Here is a 22,332-nt window from a genome sequence, read left to right as displayed (position 1 = left end):
ATTAGAACGATGAAGTGTAGATTAAGAACAGCTGCCAGGTACGCTATTACGTACTTTTGAGCCTGTTTCACCACGAAGTAAATCGCCGCCCGTTGATTCAATAATTTCGTTTGTAACGTTATTGGCAATAACGTTTGATACAAGTTGTAGTAGCTCGTTTACTTCAACTTGCGACTGTTTAAATTGTTGTACAACTGGAATTCCGTCGATTTCCTCTTCGATGGCTTCGATTTTACCTTCAATCATTTTTAAAGCTTTTTCTTTCCCTAAGTGCTGGAAGTTAACAGCTTGCTTTTGTAATGTTTTTAACGAAGCAATTTTTTCACGTACTTTTTGGTTTTCATTAATTTGCTCTTCTGCTTTTTTGAAAAATTCCACTTCTTCTGTGTTAGCAATCATATGTGCGATTTCTTTTGCTTTTTCAACAAGCTCATCTTTTGTATAGATTTTTGTCATTAAATTTGCACCTCTTCTTGTTTTACCACTTCTACAAATTCACCACGTAATGAATATGACGCTGCAGAAGTAATTTTTACTTTTACTAGTTGGCCAACTAAGTCTTTATCGCCAGCAAAGTTCACTAATTTATTGCGACGTGTATAGCCAGCTAATACGTCATCGCGTTTTTTACTGCTGCCCTCTACTAATACTTCGACAATTTGGCCTTCGTACTTTTTCAATGCAGCCGCTGAAAACTCTTCTACAACAGCATTTAAGCGTTGGAGACGCTCTTTTTTAACATCTTGCGGTACGTTGTCGACCATTTTCGCAGCTGGTGTGCCTTCACGTGGCGAATAAATATATGTGAACGCCATTTCAAAGCCTACTTCACGGTACAGATCAATTGTTTCTTGGAATTGTTCTTCCGTTTCGTTTGGATAACCAACGATAATATCCGTTGTAAACGCGACATCTGGCATCGCTGCTTTAATTTTGCGTACTAACTCTAGGAAGTGTTCGCGTGTATATTTACGCGCCATAATTTTTAAAATATCATTAGAACCCGATTGTACTGGTAAATGAATATGCTCTACTAAGTTACCTTTTTTCGCTAACACTTCGATTAAGTGATCATCAAAATCACGCGGGTGAGATGTTGTGAAACGAATACGCGGGATATCAATTTTACGTAACTCGTCCATTAAATCACCAAGACGATATTCGATATCTGTGAAATCTTTACCATAGGCGTTTACGTTTTGACCTAATAGCATGATTTCTTTATAGCCTTGCGCCGCTAATTCACGTACTTCTTGAATAATTTCTTCTGGGCGACGAGAACGCTCTTTACCACGTGTATACGGTACGATACAGTACGTACAGAATTTATCACAGCCATACATAATGTTGACCCACGCTTTAATCGAACCAAGACGTTTTTTCGGAAGGTTCTCGATGACGTCTCCTTCTTTAGACCATACTTCGACAACCATTTCTTTTGAAAGATAAGCTTCTTTTAAAATATGTGGTAGGCGGTGAATATTGTGCGTACCGAATACCATATCCACATGCTGATAAGTTGTTAAAATTTTATTGACAACCGATTCTTCTTGCGACATACAGCCACAAACCCCGATGAGCATTTCAGGGTTTTGACGCTTATATTTCATAAGGAAACCAAGCTCACCAAATACTTTATTTTCTGCGTTTTCACGAATGGCACAAGTGTTTAGTAAGACAACGTCCGCTTCTTCGATTAACTCTGTTGATTCGTAGCCAAGCTGCATAAAGATTCCAGCCATTACTTCTGTATCATGCTCGTTCATTTGACATCCGTACGTACGGATATAAAATTTACGTCCTTGCCCCATACCTAAAAATTCTTCATCAATCGAAAAATCTTTATGATAGTTCACTTCTTCTTTTCCACGTTTTTTTGCATCTTTAAGTGATGGCGCTGTAAATACGCGCTCGAAATATTTACTATAATCTTTTTCTTCTTTTTTCGGTTGATTTACTTGCTGACTAGCTAGTCGTTGTTCTTCGTTCATCGACTGTGTTAGCTCCTTTCATTCAAATACCCATTTGCTTATTATAACGAAAGAATACACGTTCCGACAAGCTTAGCGCGTGAATTGTTTATAGCCTTCTAGGTCATTTGTACGTAAAATTGTAAGAAATGTGACACTTAATTTCACAACCTGTCCCCAGTTCATATTATACTTCGCTTCAAACTTAAATTTGGGCAAGTCAATGACATCTTTAAATAGTTGTTGCGGATCAATTCGCTGCTGTTCAAGGTACGCTAAAAAGGCTAAAAATAATTTATGATCCTCCACTTGCAAATCTTTATCTTGAATGAGTTGATCTAATCGCTCATCTAATGAATATGCCTTTTGGAAATAGCGTCGTATAATCTGCTCATCTTTTTCATTTTTATGCTGAAGAAAATTAATAATATTCGTCATCATTCATACCTCTTTTATATATGGCGACTTAGGTTTCGCCAAACTTGGAAGAAGTTTCGCCACTTTTCATAAAAGTCTCGCCAAATATTTTAAAAGTTTCGCCAAACATCTTTCGGAATCAAATACTTTCTTGCACAAGTACTCCCCTCATAGTAAAATCCCGCTCTTTTTAATATTTTATTAGCTATATCTATACTTTCAATGAGGAAAAAATCGCGCAGTTCCTTATTTGTTATCCATTCGCTGCGGAGTAATCGATAGTCGTGCAAGCCTTGATATAAAGCATTTTTAGAAACTACACCACAACTACAAATAAATTTGCCACGCCTATAGTACATTGTAGACCCACATGTACAAATGGCACCGGGCTTCACTTTTAAATCTACAAATGGTGGTTGCCACATACGTGGTTTATAACGCGCCAGCAGTTCCTCTTTTACTAAACATAGCATACTTTCCGATAATTGCGCAGGATAAGTCCTCAACCAATCTATTAATTTAAATCGCAAACCCGCCAGCTTAAAAATAGGAAAGCGAGTAGGCATCTCTTCCAAAATAGATGAAGTGCTTGTAAAAATGATGGCTGTTAAAACCGGAAGCTCTATCCCGACTTCACGAAGTAGATGTTTACAAAATACCTGATGTCGAGATACTTGTGCGAATGGGTCAGGTAATGCCAGCAATTCCCCGTGAAGTTCTCGTATAAATTGATTGGTCCTCTCATCGTACCTCACACGTCCACCGATATTTTTCAATTCTACAATCAATACAAAGTGTTTCGTCAGTAAAATTGTATCAATTTGATGTGAAAATCCTTGACTATTTTCTGTTTCATAGCCATGTAACAAAAAATGAGGTATTTCTAATTGTAAATCCGACCAAAACTGATCTGCTCTTACCTCTCCTTCAAATCCAATTTCTCCAATACGTACATTTTCCATTAATAAATTTTTTTGTTGAATATTTAATATTCCTCGCCGAAGCAATGCTTCACTCACGACGATTTTTGACGGTTTTTCTCGGGATAAACAGATCAAAAAAACCCCCTCCTTTACGCACATTTTGAAAGGAAGGGATGGTGAAAACAATAGTTTGCTGTAAAATTTAATTTTAGCACTTTATACTGAAAATCGATTCACGGCATGTGATAGTGCTCGTACATTTTTCGTAATGGATACACTTTGCCGGTGAATCGCTTCAGTCGCCGTTAACTGGGCATTTACTTCTGAAGCGATTTGTGACACGCGAGATGCATTTTCATCTGTCTTATGCGTTAACTGTTGGGATGCTTCTGCAACACCTTCTGTATACGTATGGACGGACTCTACAACTTCTACTACTTCTACTAGTTCAGGCTTTAGTTCATTAATATGTTCCGAAATCACCATAAATTTAGAAGCGAGCTGACCTGTCACAGCATTTCCATCATGTGCAGCACGCGTTGCTTTTTGCATTTGTGTCACCGCAATGCCACTTTGTTGCTGGATGGTTTGTACTAATTCTGTGACGACCTTTGTTGCTTCAAGCGATTGAGTTGCTAGTTTTTTAACTTCACTTGCCACAACGGCAAACCCTTTTCCATGCTCACCAGCGCGTGCCGCTTCAATCGATGCATTTAACGCTAGTAAATTGGTTTGGCTCGCAATCCCTTCAATCAGTTCAATGGCTTGGTGGATATTTTGAGATTGATGATTTAGCAGTTCCATCACTTGCATCGCTTCGTCCATCATCCGTTCGATTTCCTGAACAGATGTCACATTTTGACTCACCAACTCACTGCCGAGCATTGCTTCCGCATATGTCTGTTCAATACTTGTCTGCGCCTTTCCTAGCTGTGTTTGAATTTGCGCCATATAGTTTGACACTTGCTTGACCGCATCACTATTATCGATTAACTGCGCAGCTGTTTCACTCGCAATACGCGCTAACTGCTTCGTTTCTGTTGTAATATGGATTGCTGAAGCAGTTGTTTGTTGTGAAGACTTCTCGAGTTGCTCATTCGATACAGCTACTGAATCTGTACTGCTACGTACTACCTTCACTAGCTCCTGTAAATCATGCATCATCTCATTGTAATAGCGCATGACTTCCCCTAATTCATCTCGCCCATCATATGTAGCAAAATGCGTTAAATCACCCGTTTGTGTATACTTGAGAAGTGTTTTTAACTCACCTGTAGGTCTTTGTACGGCATTTCTCGCCCCAATAGCAAAATAAAGCACAAGTAACACCATGACCGCACAAATGGTGAAGATTAACCAATAACCACGCTCAATATCGAGCTTATAGCTTGTGAGCTGGGCCTCTGCTCTTTCTAAAATATACGCCTCCACTTCCGCTGTCGGGGCTTCATTCTTCGCATAAAATTCCATTTTCGAATCAAACGGAACAATCGGTTCATCATGGTATAAAGCATTTAATGATTGTAACTTTTCCTCATACATCGCTTCCGTGCCGTCCGCCATTTTTCGTAAATAATCGATACTAAAAATCGCCAATAAAATATTCGATACAATACAGACAATCATAAGCATTGTAAGCCGGTCATTTACCTTAATATATTTTCGCAAAAGAAAAGCCCCCTTTATTTGCTAATGCTAGCATAGCTTTACAATATAAAGGGGATGCAAACGAATTGTAAAGTCCATGTAAAAAAGGCGTCATCTAACAACTTTTGCTCCTGTGGCGGCCACCGCAAGAGCAATATTTCTAAAGACATACTTATCTAGACGTAAAGGGGATGCCCAGAAAGCTTTTACTTTCTGGGCATCCCCTATTTTTTACATAAATTCTTTTACTAGTTGATCAAATTGATCTTCCGATAAAGAAATATCAATATCTGTTAGTGGTAGCTCTGCATAGCCTCCCACTTTTTCTTGGTATGACTTTGTTTCTGTATCGTGGTAAATAATACCTGTTACTAATCCTTCGTGTCGCATTACGGTTTGCATTGCTTGCTCGCGGTTAGAAGCGTCGTAACCTTCGATATTAGCAAGCTTCGTTAAATGCTCCTTAAACCAATCGTATGTGTTTACCTTATTGTACGTTACACATGGTGAGAATACGTTGATAAACGAGAAGCCTTTATGATTTAAACCTGCTTCAATTAATGCTGTTAGTTCTTTAATATCCGTAGAAAAGCCTTGTGCAACAAATGTCGCACCAGCAGTTAACGCTACTTCTAATGGCTTTAACGATGGCTCGATTGCCCCGCCTGGTGTTGATTTCGTTACGAAACCAGCAGCAGAACGTGGAGATGTTTGCCCTTTTGTTAAACCATAAATTTGGTTATCCATAACAATGTATGTGATATCGATATTACGACGAATGGCATGAATTGTATGCCCCATCCCAATCGCGAACCCATCACCGTCACCACCAGAAGCAATGACTTTTAAATCACGATTAGCCATTTTTAACCCTTGTGCAATTGGTAACGCACGGCCATGAATGCCATGGAAACCATATGAGTTAATATAACCTGAAATACGACCTGAACAACCGATCCCAGAAATAACGGCTAATTCATGTGGCTCATAGCCTACGCTTGCTGCTGCACGCTGAATCGCAGCTTGTACAGAGAAGTCTCCACAGCCTGGGCACCAGTTTGGTTTTACACTATTACGAAAATCTTTAAATGTAGCCATTTAGATCTCCTCCTTCACAAGATTTGTTAATTCGCGTGGTAAGAATGGCGTACCATCATATTTTAAGACGTTACGGATTTTGCTGTGTCCACCAATTGACATTTTCATAATATTTGTCAGTTGACCTGTTGCGTTATTTTCTACAACGATAACCTTTTTCGCTTTATTCACTAATTCGCTCATTTCCTCAGCTGGGAATGGGAAAACTAAACGCACATGTGCATGGTTTGTTTTAATTCCTTCTGCGTTTAACGCATCTTGTACTTCCTCTAATGCACCGCGCGTTGAGTTAAAGCCAACGAGTAACACATCTGCTTCGTCATGTGGTGCACTCACATGTACTGGATTATCAAAGCGTAAATGTTGTAGCTTGCGGAAACGTTTATCCATTTGTGTACGACGGTTGCCCGGTGCTTCAGATGGTTTCCCTTGCTCATCATGCTCTACACCTGTTACGTGGTGAATACCACCTTGAGCTCCCGGTAATACACGAGGTGAGATACCGTCTTCTGTATTTTCATAACGTTTGAAGTAATCTTTTGACTCTGCATCTTCAGGCGTCACTAATTTACCACGACGGATTTCAATTTTACTATAGTCAAAAGGATCAACAGATTGTTTTCCAAGTGCTAATTGCAAATCTGTCAACACGATAACTGGTAATTGTAATTCTTCTGCAATATTGAAGGCTTGAATCGTATCATAAAATGCCTCTTCCATTGTCGAAGGTGCGATAACTACTTTCGGAATTTCACCGTGCGTACCGTACACCATAGCCATTAAGTCCGACTGCTCTTGCTTTGTCGGTAACCCTGTTGACGGACCGCCACGTTGTGTATCGAAAATAACAAGCGGCTGCTCCGTCATCCCTGATAAACCGATTGCTTCCATCATTAGTGACAAACCAGGACCCGCTGATGCTGTAAATGAGCGAACCCCACCATAGTTTGCACCGATTGCCATTGTTGCGGCTGCAATCTCATCTTCTGTTTGGATCACTGCACCACCGACTAACGGAAGCTTTTTGATCATATATTCCATAATTTCAGAAGCTGGCGTAATTGGATATGCGGCCATGAAGCGCGCACCTGCTGCTAAAGCACCAAGCGCAGCAGCATCATTCCCAATCATAAACATGCGGCGTTTTCCATCTGCTGGTGCAAGTGCCCAAGCCCCGACTTTATCACCAATTTGCTCAGCGATTGCTGCGCGCCCACGCTCAATTGCTTCCATATTTTTCGCTACTACTTCTTCCCCTTTACGGCCGAAAATATCGATTACAACGTTTTGGAAGACAGCTTCATCTAAATTCATAAGCGCTGCTGTTGCACCAATTGCCACCATGTTTTTCATTAATGATGTCCCTAGCTCAGCAGCAATATCCGTAAACGGTACTGCGTAAAGTGGTGCTTTTGATTCTTCAGGATTTTTTGGGTCAAATTTTGCATCTGCTAAAATAATACTTGATGCCGTTAACTCTTTATAGTTTACGTCGATTGTTTCTTGATCGAACGCCACTAAAATATCTAAATCGTCCGCGATGAAGCGCACTTCCTCAGGACGTACTGTAATCTTATTATTCGTATGGCCACCTTTAATACGAGAAGAGAAATGACGATAGCCGTATAAATGATATCCTAAACGGTTCATTGCCGTTGCAAAGATTTCACCCGTGCTTTCGATCCCTTCACCTTGTTGCCCACCGACTTTCCATGAAAGCTGATGTAACATTTCAACATCTCCTTAAAAACAAATTATATATGATTTTCCTTCATAAGTTTAACACGAACAGGTAGGCTGTACTATTGAAAATATTATATTCTACAAAAATTCAGACCTAAGGCCGAGGTATCGTAGAATACCTTTCATTATGTGAAAAACAGAGCATATGTAAACAACTTTTTCATCATGAAAATACCGCCTTTTCGCGATGATTTCGGGCAAAGAACAAAAGGGCTAAAGCGCCTGCTAATCCCCGACACGCGCTGGAGAATCCCGACAAGTGTGCTTGCCACACGTAGGAGGGAGTCGAAGCGTCGCGAGGGGATGGCGCTTTAGCCTAGACGTAGATACTCTTTTCAACAACCGTTATCCACAATGCGAAACTTTATAATTTCCCTAACAAAAAAAACCAGCTACAAGAGCTGGTTACATTAATTTTATCGAGTTCGTTTTTCAACAACTAATTTTAATGCCGTGCGATCCTCACCCGCAATTGTAATATCCGCAAATGCTGGTGCACAAATTAAATCTGTTCCACTTGGGGCAACAAACCCCCTTGCAATCGCAACCGCTTTCACAGCTTGATTCAATGCACCTGCGCCAACTGCTTGCATTTCAACATAACCTTGCTCTCGAATAACAGCGACTAATGCTCCTGCAACCGAATTTGGATTAGAGCGAGACGATACTTTTAATGAATCCACATTTATTCCTCCCCAATTAGCTGATATACGGCTAACAAAATTGTTGTCCGATAGCACATTGTATGCGGAGGAAAATCAAAATAGACATCTGTAGCACGTAAAAAAAATGTAGAAATTTGCGCAAAAATAAGCACCCAATAGCTGAAATTGCTTTTATTTAAATAAGCACGTCATGTTTTTCAAAACGCCAAGCATCCTGACACATTTCTTTAATGGTACGCTTGGCTTTCCAATTTAACTCTTTCTCCGCTTTACTAGCATCGGCATAGATAATGGCTAAGTCGCCAGGACGTCGCTCCACAATTTGATAAGGTACTTTTACGCCATTCACTTCTTCAAACGCCTTTACTAGCTGTAAAACACTCGTTCCTTTACTCGAACCTAAATTATAAATACATACGCCAGACGATAAACGTTCTAGCGCTGCAGCATGCCCTTCTGCTAAGTCCATTACATGAATATAGTCGCGTATACCAGTCCCATCTTCAGTTGGGTAATCTCCGCCAAAAATATTTAATATCGGCAACTCACCTTTTGCCACCTTCGCTATATAGGGCATTAAATTATTTGGCATCCCATTAGCCGCTTCACCAATTAAGCCACTTTCATGCGCTCCAACTGGATTAAAATAACGCAATAAAGCGACACTAAACTCAGGATTTGCACGAGCTGTATCTATTAAAATCTGTTCACACATTGCCTTTGTCTGACCGTAAGGATTGCTCGCTGGTAATAGCGCATCACTTTCCATTAATGGGCTCACTCCATCTCCATAAACAGTAGCAGACGAACTAAATACAAACTTGTTCACATCATATTCCAGACAGTATTTTACTAAATGCAATGTACTATTAAGATTATTCGTATAGTATTTTAAAGGATTGACGACAGATTCACCTACTGCTTTATAGCCGGCAAAATGAATAACACCATCAAATTGATAACCCCGAAACAATGCTGCTAGTGCTTGTTCATCACATAAATCAATTTCATAAAACAAAATATTTTCACCCGTCATTTTACGTAAGCTTTCTAATGTTTTATGCGTACTATTGACTAAATTATCTACAATGACTAACTGAGCTTCAGGGAATCGTTCACGTAAGGAAATATACGTGTGAGAACCAATAAAACCATTGCCACCCGCAATCAGAATATTCAACTTCGCTCTCCTCGCTAAACATTTTACTTATATTTATGAAGAGAGCCATTTATAAATGAACGTTTTATTCCATAATAAAAACGAGCCCTTATATGAGCTCGTTTACGAACATTACCCTTCAAACGGATAGTCTTCATTTATATAGATACGTTCTTGACGAATCGCTTTTCCTGTTTTATCGTCAATGTCAACAAAGAAACCACTTAACACATCGCGCCCCTTTTTCGGTACTTCGAATCGCGCCGGCATATTGGTTTGGAATTTATAAATGACACTTTCCTTCGTCATCCCTAAAATTTCATCATAGGGCCCGGTCATCCCAACGTCTGTAATATAAGCCGTACCGCCTGGATAAATACGGGCATCTGCCGTTTGCACATGCGTATGTGTCCCAACGACTGCTGAAGCACGACCATCTAAATGCCAGCCAAGGGCAATTTTCTCTGACGTCGCCTCTGCATGAAAATCGACAAAAACAAGTGGCGATCTTTGGTGTGCTTCTGCTACTAATTCATCTGCCATCGCGAACGGATCGTCATGCGGTGGCAAGAAAACACGCCCATGTAAATTAATCACACTTAACGTCACACCGTTTTTCTCGATTTGCACCATTCCACGACCAGGAGCATCCTTTGAAAAATTGGCTGGGCGAATTAAGTAATCCGCATCATCGATAAACTCAAAAATATCTTTATTATCCCACGTATGGTTCCCCATCGTAATGACATCCACGCCCATTTGTAATAAATCATTGTAAATACTACGCGTAATGCCGCGCCCTGCTGCTGCATTTTCGCCATTCGCAATGACCACATCTACAGCATATTTTTTCTTTAAACGCGGCAAGTATTTCGCTACTGCATCGCGCCCGATTGAACCGACGATATCCCCGATAAATAAAACCTTCATTCTATAAGACCACACTTTCTAACGTTCAACATTCACTTTATCTTACCATTCAACATTGCTAACAATCAATTGTATAAAAAACAGGCTACTTTACGCTCATGCAATATGACTGCTAAGTAACCTTTAAATATCACTCATGTGCCCCATAATATTGATAATACTGTTTGCGATTTCGAGACATTTTATAATTATTTAAAACAACGCCCATAATATTCGCCTGGGAAGTTATTAAAGTTGCTTTCGCTTTTAAGACAGCCTCTTTTGGTACTACACCAGAGTTAACAATTAACAACGTGCCATCACATTTATGAGACAAAATTTGTCCATCTGCTACAGATAGTAATGGCGGTGCATCAAATATAATAATATCATAAGTCTTCTTCATTTCTTCCAGAACTGCATCCATCATTTTTGAGGAAAGTAACTCAGCTGGATTAGGAGGAATTGGACCACTCGGTAAAATAAACAATCCAGTAATTGGTGTTTCTTGAATCGTATCATAAAACACACTCTTTCTCGCAAGCATGGTAGACAATCCAATTGTATTAAAAATATCAAAAGTATAGTGCAATGTTGGTTTACGCATATCGGCATCGACAATTAATACGCGCTTCCCTTCTTGTGCAAAAACAACACCAAGATTAGCTGCATTTGTCGACTTGCCTTCTCCAGGGATAGAAGATGTCACTAAAATCGTTTTGACCTCTTGATCAGGGATAGCAAATGTTACATTTGTACGAATTGTCCGAAATTGCTCAGAAATAACCGATTTCCTATTCGAAATAGTAATTAATCTACGTCCCATCTTCGCCACTTTCAACTTCTTTTTGTTACGTCTATTTTTCAGTCCAAACATCTGGATTCCCCCTACCTTTCCGGGATGTGAAAGAATATTTCTTGTCTTTTTCCAGTGGAATCGCCCCGACTAACCCCATAACAGGTAACTGTAAAGCTTCTTCTATATCTTTTTCTGTTTTAATCGTTGTATCTAATATTTCACGTAAAAATGCTAAACCAGTACCAGTCATTAATCCAATTACTACAGCAATCGCAATATTAAGTGTTATATTTGGCGTCACAGGACTAGGCGATTCATTTAATTTTGCTGGGGATAAAATATTAATATTATCCACACTCATTAAACTTGGGATTTCTGCTTGAAATACTTCAGCAATTGTATTTGCAATATTAACTGCTTGCTGCGGTCCTTGATCGTGTACTGTAATATTCACTACTTTCGAATCACTCTCATTCGATACAATAATTTGGTTTGTTAACTGCTCTTGGCTGACTTCCAAATCAAGCTCGTCAATAACTTTATTTAGTATAACTGGACTTGTAATAATTACGTTATACGTATTAATCAATTGAAAATCCGTTTCCATTTGGGACCAGGAATACTCTTGACTGATGTTTTTTTGATTGACTAATATTTGCGTCTGCGCTTCATAAATAGGTGTAATGACATAAAAACTAAGATAGCTTGCAATGCCTACTGAAATAATAGTAAGGCTTGTAATTAGCAAAAAACGTTTTCTAATAATTTTTAAAATTTCTCGTAGGCTGACCGTTTCTTCCAATAATATTTCCTCCCTCTACTATTACTTACATTCATCTATCTTTATAACTTTAAAGGCATTTTCTATTTCATAATTCACCCTTACTACTAATGAATATCCTATGAATAAAACAACCTATTTATCCCTAAAACAAACACTCCTAGCCAAAATGCGGCTCCGGAGTGTTTATTTGTTATTCATCTCTCTTTTATTATATTTTTATATAGTATTTAACTGCTTTTTACTACGGCCTCTTCTACGATTACTTTTATCCACTTGTCCATGTTGTCCATTTTTTCTAACATTTCATCCATTGTGACATATGTTAATATTATTGAACCTAACTTTTTATCTGAACCTGTAAATGCCCTTACTTGATCTCCCGGTTTTACAAGTAATTCATATTCGACCACATTATTTTTCTTAAGTTCATCATGGATTTCAATCGCTTCAAATACCCCACTTTTCTGACTATTCAACGTATAACATGACCAATAACCTTTTGGTTGAGTCATTTTTAAATCGCTACAATCTTCACCTACAGCTGCTTTGATGCTATATTCAATTAAATCCACACCTGTTGCATATTTCGTGATACGGGGTATTAAATTCCCTCCATTCCTTGCACCCATCTCTATAAAATAAACATTTTCATTTTCATCTATGCAAATATCAAAATTGTATGCTCCTGATTTCATATTAAGTAAATTTAATAACCTTTGAATCTCGTCATGAATTTTATTTTGAATATGTTCTGGCAATATGCTGGACCAACTTCCTCCTAAAGGAATAAACGGATTTAAAGGCGTATTGGAAAGGTGATTATTTGAAAAGCATCTGAAAACAAGTTGACCATCTACAGAAAATCCATCTCCTCCAACTTGATATCCTTTTTTTTCAATATACTCTTCTATTAGAAAACGTTTAGCTTTCGAAAAGCTTAACGCATATTCCGCTTTTTCTTGAAGAAGTTCAATGGAATCTATTTTTGAAATCCCTCTACTTCCTGAGGAATCCACTGGTTTAATCATTACCGGCATTTTGTAATGATTAAAGTCATACATTGCTTCTTCAAAAGAAATATATCCTTTAGCTTTTGGAACATTAAAATTATTTTTTTTCAAAAACTCTCTAAACATATCTTTATTATTGATTATTTCGATTGACTTATAAGGATGTGATGGTAATCCTAGATGTTGCGCAACATAGGCTACTGTCGTCGCTGCTTCATCTGCCGCAAAACAAATAATGCCATCAATTTTTATAGCTTCCGCCAAAGCTAAGACAGCTTCTTTATCCATATAGCTAACATTATGATATTCATGAGCTAGTTTATGCCCTAGATTATGTTCAAAAAAGTCGCATGTAATAACATAATACCCCATTTCTATAGCCTTTTTTATAAACGGAACGTGATATGAATCTCCACTTAAAACTAATAGTTTTTTCATTTTAAATCCCTCATTCTCAATAAAATTAAATACTTAACTTAATGTTATAAATGGATCCTCAATATTTACTTTCACGAATGTATTTATATTATTCAGCTTTTCAACCATCTCTAATTCAGAAGAAAACCTTAGTATCATTAATCCCAATTTTTCATGCGATCCAGAAAGAGCTGCAATAGTATCTCCTGTTTGAACTACTAATTCATATTCCACTATATTTTGCTCTAAAAAATCCTGCTGTATTTCTAACCCTTTAAATACACCATTTCTATTACTATTTAGTACATAACTTGCCCAATATCCTGAAGGCTCAGCCATTTGAAGATCACTACACCCTTTACCTAAAGCTGCTTTAATTGTATATTCAATTAAATCAATTTCAGTTGCATATTTGATTACCTCCGGATTCCAATCACCACCATTTCTAGGTGCGATTTCTATAAGATACACATTTTCATTTTCATCAATTCGAATATCGAAATTATAAGCTCCTGTTTTCATATCTAATAAATCTAATACTCGTTGAATTTCACCATGAATTTTTTTCTGTATATACTTTGGCATCACATACGGCCATGTTGTAATAATTGGAACAAATGGATTTAAAAGCTCTTTACAGAAATACTCATTTGTAAAACTACGGAAAACAAGTTTACCATTTACAGAAAAACCATCTCCTCCGACATGGGGGCCATGGTTTTCAATATACTCTTCTATAATAAAGCGTTTAATTTTTGAATAACTTAATGCATTCTTCACCTTTTCTTCAAGAAACTCTATTGAGTCTACCTTTGAAACTCCCTTACTACCTGCCGAATCAACAGGTTTAATCATCACAGGCATTTTAAAATTTTGAAAATCACTCTTTACTTCCTCAAACGAATTGTATCCTCTCGCTCTAGGAATATTAAAACCATTTTGCCTTTGAAACTGTCTAAACTTTTCTTTATTTGTTAATATCTCAACGGATTGAAAAGGATTTGATGGCAGACCTAATTTCTCTGCAACATAAGCTACTGTGGGAGCGCCAGAATCTGCGGCATAACAAACAATTCCATCTATTTGTAAAGACTCTGCTAAACTTAATATCGCTTCTTTATCACTAGTACTAATCTCATAAAATTCATGAGCATAGTGTTTCCCAGGAATATCCTCGACAATGTCACAAATGATCACATAACATCCCATTTCTCTAGCTTTTTTTATCGCCGAGAGTTGGGATTGGGCGCCACCTAGCATTAATAGCCTTTTCAAACTATTACACCTCTTCCTCTCTTAAATTGCTCCAATTGATTTTTCCTTTTTTACTCCGAAGCATATTTTTTATACTAAAAACTAAATAAACAAAACATTCAACCTTAAATAACTTTGCCAAACTGATATATATAACTATACCTATACCTATTTGAATTAAAATCGTTAGTATATCTGAAAGTTCAAGCCATTGAATACTATATACTGTAACTCCCATCACTAAAGATAAAAGGATAGAAGGTATTGTATCTTTAAGCTGTTCCATAAAACTATAATTAATCAAATATTTATTAGGAAAAGCATCAAGTATTGTAGTTATAATCCGATTAATTAACACACCTAAAGCTATTACATAGACACCATACGGTATAGTCATTATTAAAATCAATATACCTATTAAAAACTTAAGAATTTCTAACTTTAAAAATATATCACTACGCCCCAATGCTTTAATCACGTGTAAATTAGTAGCATCAATAGTCCATAACGCATAATATCCGCAAAATATTTGTAAAAATGGCACTGAAGGTAACCATTTTTCTGTAAATATAATTTTAACTAATGGCTCTGCAATCACTGCTAAGCCAACCATTAGTGGAAAAATAATGAAAGAACTTGTGACAATTACTCTTCGGGACATTTCTTTTACTCTATTTATATTATCTTGTTGTGAGGCTAATGCTGGAAACATCACCGATTGAATAGAACCATTAATATTCGATACTAGAATATTAGGTAACTGCATACCTCTACTATAAAAACCTAACATTGCTGAGCTAAACATTTTACCTATCACGAGGCTTTGTATATTTGTATAAAAAGTGTAAATTAACGTAGAGGCTACAAGCTTCCAGCCAAATGAATACAATTGTGATACGCTTTTTAGAGAAAATATTAATTTAGGTCTCCAATTTACTGTAAACCACAAAATAACCGTGACTAAAAATTGACTTGTCAATTGTTGACCTACTAAAGCCCATATACCACAATCCGCATATGCCATTGAAATCCCTATGATGCCTGAAATGAAAACTGCTAACAAGCTACTCTTAAAAAATTTTTCAAACTGCATATTTCTTGCAATTATTGCATATTGAACTGAGTTAAAAGCAGTAAAAAATAGGGTGATTGATAGAATTCGTACGACTAGTATTACCTGAGGTGCTTCAAAGAAAGTAGCGATAAGGGGGGCAGTAAAAAATAAAACGATATATAAAATACTGGCAATAATTAGATTTAAATAAAATACAGAAGAAAAATCAATTTCATCAGTATTTTTGTTTTGGATTAAAGCTGTATTAAACCCACTTTCAACTAATAAAGCTGCTATGCTAATAAAGATTACTACTAATGTTAGTAATCCAAACTCTTCTGGCAAAAGGAGCCGAGTTAATATAATCATTACTATAAGCTGTATACCTTGCGTCCCTATAGACTCTAAAAATTTCCAAACAAAAGAATATATAACTCTACTTTTTGTAATTTTATAATTCAATGTTTCACTTCCTTGCTAACCTTAGAAGTTACATCTAACAGTAACACATACGTTTCTCTCTTATAGTAGAAGCCCACTCCAAGATTTATAAAAAGAAAAATAAATTAAATGTCCAAGAAGGGAACATACTTAATCCAAAAGCATAAAATATCCAGACTCCTTTAATCATTACTAACAATAAGTATTCATTATTTTGCTTTTCGTAATAACTCTTCAAATAATATAATGTAGTAGTAATTAAAAATAAAATAAATACTAACGTTCCAATTAAACCAAAATTCAATAACATATCAATATACGCTTGATGTGAGACATTATTAAACTTTGGATCTAAGCCCATATCTGTTACATAATTCCCGCCAAAAAGTATCCTTATTATAGGCTGCTCCAAGAAGTATTCAAAATGGTTCTCCCAAATACTTGACCTACCGGTAGTAAAAGAAGCGAAGTCATTATTTTGACTTAGTGATAATTGACTATTAATTCGTTTAGCCATATCACTAATTACTGGATAATTTTTATTTTCTAAGAAATCAAGATTTAAAAAAATAAAAAATCCTACTATTAGAAAAGAAAAACTGTACTTGATTTTCTGTTTATTGTTCAGAATAAAATATAACAATAACATCGATATATTACATATATAACCAGTAACACTTAGTGTAGCAATTAAACTAGCATATAAAAAAATTAACAGCATAACTTTCAAGCTTCTATTACTAATAATATTTAAAATTATTACTGAAAAAATAGCGATATTAATAAAAAAGCCAAAATAGTTAGGATCGGGAAAACTTCCTACAAACCTTGATACTTTAATCCATTCATTATTAATATTAATAAACGTATTAATATTAAGTCCCTGTTGAAACCATCCGTATAAACAAGAAATAGCGGCACCAAAAACATAATAAAAAAAGAAATTAGAAATATTTTTTCTTATAAAAGTAGATATATATATAATTATTAACAAAAAATCAAAAGCAACAATAGCACTCGAAATATAGTCGTAATAGGAAATAATTACAATACAGTATAGTATAAAAATGAAAAATGGCACCAGCGATAATCGGTCAATCGTTAGTTTTTTAGAAAATAATAGTTTTAATAAAAGTAATAAAGAAAAAATACGATACGTCGATATTCCACCTGGTAAAACTAATACACCATTAAAAAAAATAAAAATAGGAAGTATACAATAAAATTTTGAGGTTCTCCAAAGTAATATACTAATCCCAATAATAATAATAGAACTTAGACTCGTTAAATTTTCATTAATAACAGTTAATAACGGTACTAAATAAATTATAGTTAATAATACATTGACAGGCTTTAGACCTCTTTTACTATAGGATACTATGTTTTCCATATACATGCCCCTAAGTTTTTAGTCTATTATTGAATAAAAACTTTTTATGATTGACTCATTACTTAATTCTCTATTTTGCAAATTTATTTTAAACGTCTTTATTAAACTCGGATTATTTAGTATCTCTTTAACTCCTTCATAAATCCCTTCATCTACATTATCTACAATAATTCCATCTTCACCGTTTTTTACTTGTTCCTTTGCAGAAGAATAATTGGTAACGATAATTGGTAACCCCAAGATTTGTGCTTCTGTGACAGCCATTGGCTTACCTTCACGTCTAGATGCCATCACATATACATCACATTGTTTTATATAAGGATATGGATTCTTTTTTTCACCTACTAAAATGAAGCGATCCTGTACATCATATTTACTTATCATCTCTTTAAGTACTTTATAATCCTCACCATCTCCAATAATGAACCACTTAAAGCTGTACCCTTCCTCTTTCAACCTTTTAGCTGCAATAATGGCACGGTCTAATCCCTTAGTATGTATTGATAATCTACATACTGTTACTAATTTCAAACCATCATGCTGGATTAAACTATTATCTACGCCCTCTTTCTCAGTCGCCCTTTTCCGAACATACTGTGAAGATAAAATATTTTCAAAGACAACCGTTTTCCCTGAAAACTCTGGGAATACCTTAGTGAAATTTAGCAAACAACTTTCTGAAACACATACTATTTTGTCTGCCTTTTTAAAAATTTTATAATCTAAACTGTGGATAAATCCTACATTTAGATAATCAATATGAATCCAAATGACTTTTTTTAATGCGAAAACTTTTTGTAATACATAATAATCTGCCCATAATTCTAAATAGCCTATAGCAATATCGTATTTTTTCTTTAATTTTTGGGAGTTACCATTTTGAAATTTAGACATAACTTGATTATTAAAACCAAGTTTTTTTTTATAAATTAACTCATAAATAATCGCCTTCAAAAAAAATCCACTATAAATGAATTTACACGATTTTTTAAATTTATTTAAAAGAGAATCCGTAGAATAGATAGATGCTTCTTCTAAAATATTCACATATACAGGAAGATCGTTAAAATATTCTCCTCTATTTTTATACATTATTAAGTCTATTTCATACCTATTAGGATTTATACTATTTAATAAGGAGATTAAACTAGTCGTACTTCCTCCTAGCATGAGCTCAGGATATACAAACAGTAATTTTTTCTTCAAAGTTACTTTTCCCTCCATTATTATTCGTTGCTTTAGTATTATTGTTCAGCAAAAACTTTTGAGGAAGAATTAGTGACTAATAAGCTAGTTAATTGTTCTTTATATAATCTATAATCAAAGTTATTTTCTGCACAAAGACGAGCCTTTCTTTTCATATCTTCTATTTGACTTTTTTCCAACATTAGTACACGTTTTAAAGTTTGAGAAAAGGCCTCCGCAGAACACTCTTCAACAATTAATCCTTCATGCATGTCTTTAATGTAATCTCCTAAATCTGAAGATAAATTCAAAATAACTGGTGTTGCTGTAGCTAAACTTTCAACAACTTTAGTCGGAAATCCAGCCATTGCATATCTTTGTTCTGATGCTCGTAATAATACGGTGAAATCTGTTTGTGATAGTTTTTTTAATACTTCTTTTCTCTCTATCCTACCTAAGAACTCAACACATTCATTTAACTTATTTAATTCCTCTTTTGAAAAATGATGTTTTATCGCATCAAAGCTAAACCCTGCAAAAATGAATCTTAGCCTATTCATTTCAGTTTCATTAAGCAATAAAACCCCCCTTAGCATTTCATATACATAATCTTTTCTACCTGGTGAACCAGCGTATAATATTGATAATTTATTTTCATTTATTTGTTTTTCAAAAGGTATACTTTTCACATCAAGCACGACAGGAATTCTAACTGCACGACACCCTTTACCTATAAAATAATTCCGTAAATACTTACTTATCGCTATAATTTTTATATTTTTATCTAAAAGAAATTTATTTTCAATATTCATAAATACCATACTCGGTGATAGTAAACCATATTTAAACTGCTCAGGTGAATACCATTCCACACTATCGGCTAACAACTGAATATTATGATTTCTACAAAACCCTTTTAACCAGTGAATACTTACCATAGGCAAATCAGCAATGAGAATCACATCAATTTTTTTATGAAGTATATAGGACTTAATAAAATTCTTTAGTCTCCGATTATAACCAATATAATTATATATTTTCTCTAATTTATTTTTTGCATTTTTTCGTAATGAAATATAATTAAACCCTGTATACTCTACTTCTTCCAAATACCCGGTGAAACCCATACCTACAAAGGACACATCATTTCCACAATCCCTTAAAATCTTTCCAAAAGTTAGTAAACGGACTGCTTCTGCATCACCTTCCGGCAATCTAGAATATGTTATAATTAGTATATTCATATATCTCCCCTAAACATTATTTAAACAGGTTCTCTAAATCTTCGAATACTCGCTAAAAATTTGTTTTATGACTAAACCTAATGAATATTTACTTCTTACTTTGTCTTTGTTCCATCTGGATATCTGCTTTCTAATTTTTTTTTCTTGTAAACCCTTAATAGCATTAACAAAACCGTCTATATTCCCTACCTCGATGAGCACTCCTCCCTTTTCCTCTAGCATTTCAGGTATCGCCCCAACAGGCGTTGCTACAATGGGAAGACCACAAGCCATCGCTTCTAAAATTACATTCGGAAAACCCTCTGTGTATGTGGGAAATAACAATACATCCGCAGATAACATATAATTCATCACTTCTTCTTTAGGTATTTCCCCATAATATTGCACGTTTTTAGGTTTGGAAGTATATTTAATTTCTTCACTTGCTTTACCAACTAATTTAAAATTTAAATTAGGCATTTTTTCTGCTACGGAAAAAATATCCATACAGCCTTTAGATTTAATGATATGGCCAACATAAATGATACTTTTTATCTCATCAGAAATATTATTTTGATATAAATCCATACTTTTCAGATTTATAAAATTAGGAATTCTAATACTACTTTTATTTGCCATGAGTTTTATATGAGTTTCTGAAGATTCATTTAAGCTGAATATCCTATCTACACTATTACAAATCTTTCGAAATATAAACTCAGAGAATTTCCCTTTTACCATATAGCCAGTATCGCAATGAAAATGTACAACTACTTTTGATTTTGAATTTTTCGCCATTTTTATACACATGTAATCTCTTACCATCCCCAATGTTGAACAGGCCGAATTGATGTGGACTATATCATATTTTTTTTTGAGTTTTTTTCTTGTTTTTAAATAAATTGAAGTAGTTCTTTTTAATTCATCCACTAGATTTTTTTTCGCAAGATTATTTATTCTTTTCCCTGTTATTGCTACATTGACTACATCCACAACATTTTTTTTTGCTTGCTCAGAATTAATAAATAACTTAGTCCATGTGGCAATTCCACCAGCAGGAGGGGGGAGAGGAGAAATTAGTAATATTTTTAGTTTTTCAGTATTTATATTCATCGATCAGCCCATCCCCCATACAACCCTATTCACATAATGTGTATACGATAAAATAATTCTTAGTACTTTATCAGACACATTCGGCATCCGGTAATCTTCCACAAGCCTTAATGTGTCCACCTCTTGTGTTTCTAATATTTCTAATCCAAGTAATATGCGTTCTTTCTTCAGTCCAACCATCATGACTGATGCTTCCTCCATCGCTTCTGGCCGCTCATGAGCTTGTCGAATATTGAGTGCTTTAAATACAAGAATGGACGATTCCTCACTAATTGTTCCACTATCACTTAGCACCGCTTTCGCTTTTGTTTGTAGCTTTACATAATCATTAAATCCTAATGGCTTCATTGTTTTTATTAGCGGATTAAATTCAACCTCCATCGCTTTAATCATCTTTTGTGTTCTAGGATGGGTACTGACAATGACAGGAAGCTCGTACTTTGTTGCTACAGCATTTAAACTTTCCACTAAATCAAGAAAGTTTCTTTCGGCATTGATGTTTTCTTCTCGGTGTGCAGAAACGACAAAATACTGTCCTTCTTCAAGCCCTAGTCTTTGTAGTACATCTGAGTGCTCAATATCCACTTTTTTCGAATGAAGTACTTCAAACATAGGACTTCCCGTCTTGATAATACGGTCGGCTGGGAATCCTTCTCGCAGTAAATACTCCCTTGCAATATCACTATATGTTAAATTGACATCAGCTATGTGATCAACAATTTTCCGATTCGTTTCCTCCGGTACACGTTGATCAAAACATCGATTACCTGCTTCCATATGGAAGATCGGAATATGCCTTCTTTTCGCTGCAATCGCGCATAAGCAACTGTTCGTATCCCCTAAAACTAAAAATGTATGGGGCTTTACCTTTTCAAGTATCGGATCAATCTTACTTAAAATATTGCCAATCGTTTCAGTCGCTGTGCCCGTCGCTGCATTCAAAAAATAATCCGGCTTTCTTAAATGAAAATCATTAAAGAATACTTCATTTAATTCGTAATCATAATTTTGTCCTGTATGCACAAGCGTATGTTCAATGGCATTGGATCGTTCCAGCCGATTGATCACAGCAGACAATCGAATAATTTCAGGTCTAGTGCCTACTACCGTCATCACTTTTAACTTCTCCAC

General features: G+C 35.6%; 20 protein-coding genes. All 20 read right to left on the bottom strand.

Annotated features, from left to right (window positions below):
• Positions 1 to 21: 21 nt before the first annotated feature.
• The 20 genes from ACQQ2I_RS05525 to wecB all read right to left on the bottom strand — a co-directional run bounded on the left by ACQQ2I_RS05525 (position 22) and on the right by wecB (position 22,332).
• On the bottom strand, positions 22 to 456 hold the full coding sequence (locus tag ACQQ2I_RS05525; protein WP_431029565.1) for a RicAFT regulatory complex protein RicA family protein: 435 nt from the start codon (positions 454 to 456) through the stop codon (positions 22 to 24).
• Positions 456 to 1,991 carry a tRNA (N6-isopentenyl adenosine(37)-C2)-methylthiotransferase MiaB gene (miaB, locus tag ACQQ2I_RS05520; protein ID WP_431029564.1) on the bottom strand — a complete coding sequence of 512 codons (1,536 nt, stop codon included), beginning with the start codon at positions 1,989 to 1,991 and terminating at the stop codon, positions 456 to 458. Before miaB ends, ACQQ2I_RS05525 begins: the two co-directional genes overlap by 1 nt.
• A gap of 72 nt (positions 1,992 to 2,063) precedes the next feature.
• Positions 2,064 to 2,411 (bottom strand): hypothetical protein, encoded by a 348-nt coding sequence (locus ACQQ2I_RS05515; RefSeq protein WP_431029563.1) that lies wholly within the window; start codon positions 2,409 to 2,411, stop codon positions 2,064 to 2,066.
• An 86-nt stretch (positions 2,412 to 2,497) separates the two neighbouring features.
• Entirely contained in the window at positions 2,498 to 3,406 is a 909-nt protein-coding gene (locus tag ACQQ2I_RS05510) for a nuclease-related domain-containing protein (protein WP_431029562.1), read from the bottom strand.
• 120 nt (positions 3,407 to 3,526) lie between these two features.
• On the bottom strand, positions 3,527 to 4,978 hold the full coding sequence (locus tag ACQQ2I_RS05505; protein WP_431029561.1) for a methyl-accepting chemotaxis protein: 1,452 nt from the start codon (positions 4,976 to 4,978) through the stop codon (positions 3,527 to 3,529).
• Positions 4,979 to 5,188: 210 nt separating this feature from the next.
• Entirely contained in the window at positions 5,189 to 6,055 is an 867-nt protein-coding gene (locus ACQQ2I_RS05500) for a 2-oxoacid:ferredoxin oxidoreductase subunit beta (RefSeq protein WP_431029560.1), read from the bottom strand.
• Entirely contained in the window at positions 6,056 to 7,786 is a 1,731-nt protein-coding gene (locus tag ACQQ2I_RS05495) for a 2-oxoacid:acceptor oxidoreductase subunit alpha (RefSeq protein ID WP_431029559.1), read from the bottom strand.
• A 428-nt stretch (positions 7,787 to 8,214) separates the two neighbouring features.
• Positions 8,215 to 8,481 (bottom strand): stage V sporulation protein S, encoded by a 267-nt coding sequence (locus ACQQ2I_RS05490; RefSeq protein ID WP_391366585.1) that lies wholly within the window; start codon positions 8,479 to 8,481, stop codon positions 8,215 to 8,217.
• Between the two features lie 157 nt (positions 8,482 to 8,638).
• Positions 8,639 to 9,643, bottom strand: a complete 1,005-nt coding sequence (gene galE / locus ACQQ2I_RS05485) for a UDP-glucose 4-epimerase GalE (RefSeq protein WP_431029558.1) — start codon at positions 9,641 to 9,643, stop codon at positions 8,639 to 8,641.
• Between the two features lie 111 nt (positions 9,644 to 9,754).
• Positions 9,755 to 10,552: a TIGR00282 family metallophosphoesterase gene (locus ACQQ2I_RS05480; RefSeq protein ID WP_391366581.1), complete on the bottom strand. Its 798-nt coding sequence runs from the start codon at positions 10,550 to 10,552 to the stop codon at positions 9,755 to 9,757.
• Between the two features lie 130 nt (positions 10,553 to 10,682).
• The gene (locus tag ACQQ2I_RS05475; RefSeq protein WP_431029557.1) at positions 10,683 to 11,408 is read right to left on the bottom strand and encodes a CpsD/CapB family tyrosine-protein kinase; all 726 of its coding nucleotides are present in this window, start codon (positions 11,406 to 11,408) and stop codon (positions 10,683 to 10,685) included.
• The gene (locus tag ACQQ2I_RS05470; protein ID WP_431029556.1) at positions 11,389 to 12,132 is read right to left on the bottom strand and encodes a YveK family protein; all 744 of its coding nucleotides are present in this window, start codon (positions 12,130 to 12,132) and stop codon (positions 11,389 to 11,391) included. Before ACQQ2I_RS05470 ends, ACQQ2I_RS05475 begins: the two co-directional genes overlap by 20 nt.
• Before the next feature lie 209 nt (positions 12,133 to 12,341).
• Complete coding sequence (locus tag ACQQ2I_RS05465; RefSeq protein ID WP_431029555.1) at positions 12,342 to 13,562, bottom strand: ATP-grasp domain-containing protein; 1,221 nt, start codon at positions 13,560 to 13,562, stop codon at positions 12,342 to 12,344.
• Positions 13,563 to 13,595: 33 nt separating this feature from the next.
• Positions 13,596 to 14,816, bottom strand: a complete 1,221-nt coding sequence (locus ACQQ2I_RS05460) for an ATP-grasp domain-containing protein (protein WP_431029554.1) — start codon at positions 14,814 to 14,816, stop codon at positions 13,596 to 13,598.
• Positions 14,817 to 14,820: 4 nt separating this feature from the next.
• The gene (locus ACQQ2I_RS05455; protein WP_431029553.1) at positions 14,821 to 16,311 is read right to left on the bottom strand and encodes a lipopolysaccharide biosynthesis protein; all 1,491 of its coding nucleotides are present in this window, start codon (positions 16,309 to 16,311) and stop codon (positions 14,821 to 14,823) included.
• Positions 16,312 to 16,396: 85 nt separating this feature from the next.
• Positions 16,397 to 17,680, bottom strand: a complete 1,284-nt coding sequence (locus ACQQ2I_RS05450; protein ID WP_431029552.1) for an O-antigen ligase family protein — start codon at positions 17,678 to 17,680, stop codon at positions 16,397 to 16,399.
• 18 nt (positions 17,681 to 17,698) lie between these two features.
• Positions 17,699 to 18,886 (bottom strand): glycosyltransferase, encoded by a 1,188-nt coding sequence (locus ACQQ2I_RS05445; RefSeq protein WP_431029551.1) that lies wholly within the window; start codon positions 18,884 to 18,886, stop codon positions 17,699 to 17,701.
• A 38-nt stretch (positions 18,887 to 18,924) separates the two neighbouring features.
• On the bottom strand, positions 18,925 to 20,109 hold the full coding sequence (locus tag ACQQ2I_RS05440) for a glycosyltransferase (protein WP_431029550.1): 1,185 nt from the start codon (positions 20,107 to 20,109) through the stop codon (positions 18,925 to 18,927).
• A gap of 33 nt (positions 20,110 to 20,142) precedes the next feature.
• A complete protein-coding gene (locus tag ACQQ2I_RS05435; RefSeq protein WP_431029549.1) occupies positions 20,143 to 21,201 on the bottom strand; it encodes a glycosyltransferase family 4 protein in 1,059 nt (352 codons plus the stop codon).
• Between the two features lie 3 nt (positions 21,202 to 21,204).
• Entirely contained in the window at positions 21,205 to 22,332 is a 1,128-nt protein-coding gene (wecB, locus tag ACQQ2I_RS05430) for a non-hydrolyzing UDP-N-acetylglucosamine 2-epimerase (protein ID WP_431029548.1), read from the bottom strand.

The sequence above is a fragment of the Lysinibacillus sp. LZ02 genome (genome assembly GCF_050613145.1).
Taxonomy (GTDB): domain Bacteria; phylum Bacillota; class Bacilli; order Bacillales_A; family Planococcaceae; genus Lysinibacillus_B.
The sequence above is the reverse complement of the archived record's forward strand: the minus strand, read 5'-3'. Positions and strand labels throughout refer to the sequence as shown.

Coding starts and splice junctions, on each gene's coding strand:
- ACQQ2I_RS05515 (WP_431029563.1), bottom strand. CDS start 2,411: ATGATGACGAATATTATTAATTTTCTTCAGCATAAAAATGAAAAAGAT.
- ACQQ2I_RS05500 (WP_431029560.1), bottom strand. CDS start 6,055: ATGGCTACATTTAAAGATTTTCGTAATAGTGTAAAACCAAACTGGTGC.
- ACQQ2I_RS05440 (WP_431029550.1), bottom strand. CDS start 20,109: ATGAATATACTAATTATAACATATTCTAGATTGCCGGAAGGTGATGCA.
- ACQQ2I_RS05495 (WP_431029559.1), bottom strand. CDS start 7,786: ATGTTACATCAGCTTTCATGGAAAGTCGGTGGGCAACAAGGTGAAGGG.
- ACQQ2I_RS05480 (WP_391366581.1), bottom strand. CDS start 10,552: ATGAAGGTTTTATTTATCGGGGATATCGTCGGTTCAATCGGGCGCGAT.
- ACQQ2I_RS05450 (WP_431029552.1), bottom strand. CDS start 17,680: ATGGAAAACATAGTATCCTATAGTAAAAGAGGTCTAAAGCCTGTCAAT.
- miaB (WP_431029564.1), bottom strand. CDS start 1,991: ATGAACGAAGAACAACGACTAGCTAGTCAGCAAGTAAATCAACCGAAA.
- ACQQ2I_RS05465 (WP_431029555.1), bottom strand. CDS start 13,562: ATGAAAAAACTATTAGTTTTAAGTGGAGATTCATATCACGTTCCGTTT.
- ACQQ2I_RS05525 (WP_431029565.1), bottom strand. CDS start 456: ATGACAAAAATCTATACAAAAGATGAGCTTGTTGAAAAAGCAAAAGAA.
- ACQQ2I_RS05475 (WP_431029557.1), bottom strand. CDS start 11,408: ATGTTTGGACTGAAAAATAGACGTAACAAAAAGAAGTTGAAAGTGGCG.
- ACQQ2I_RS05435 (WP_431029549.1), bottom strand. CDS start 21,201: ATGAATATAAATACTGAAAAACTAAAAATATTACTAATTTCTCCTCTC.